Genomic DNA, 598 nt, shown 5'->3' with positions numbered 1-598 from the left:
CCGTTATCCAGAAGGGGTGATTCACAGTTGGCGTTTCTTATATCGAAATCTAAGTAGTTTTGATGCAGCAGTAGGGTCTGATTTGTCCAAGTCTGCCCCTGCTTTGTTTAAAGAATTGCCTGCATTTCTCAAGGAAATTGATAATGTGAAAGATCAACTAAAAGATGCGATTGCTAGGCCTAGGCCTTATGTTAGCTATAAAGAATTCCAACCATGTTTGCCTTTAGAATCAACTTGGTCTTATCCAAGTGGGCATGCCACATGGTATGCAGCAACCTCTTTGCTTTTGAGTGATTTAATTCCAGGTAGGGCTGAAAGGCTTCAGCAAGTGGGATCTCAAGGCGGATATGCTCGCACCTATTGTGGTGTTCATTATCCCAGTGATGTGCTGGCAAGCCAAAAGTTGGCAGTGGCGATAACTAAAGATGTGATCGCATCTGCGCAATGGCAAATCTTTAAGGAGAAGCTAAAACCAGAAATACAAAAATTGATGATGGCGCCCCCGGCGGGACTCCCTTTGCTTACTGATTAATTATCGGATTCAAGCAAAGGGTAGTATTTCGCAATTTGATCACCGCTAAATTCTGCAACCCAGCCA

Annotated in this window: 1 protein-coding gene; it reads left to right on the top strand. The window is 43.5% G+C overall.

Translation table 11 applies throughout. From position 1 onward, the window contains the following. On the top strand, positions 1 to 532 hold a 532-nt coding region (locus tag C7K08_RS15075), incomplete at its 5' end, for a phosphatase PAP2 family protein (protein WP_106501218.1). Positions 533 to 598 lie beyond the last annotated feature (66 nt).

The organism is Synechococcus lacustris str. Tous (genome assembly GCF_003011125.1).
Taxonomy (GTDB): domain Bacteria; phylum Cyanobacteriota; class Cyanobacteriia; order PCC-6307; family Cyanobiaceae; genus Synechococcus_D; species Synechococcus_D lacustris.
The sequence above is the reverse complement of the archived record's forward strand: the minus strand, read 5'-3'. Positions and strand labels throughout refer to the sequence as shown.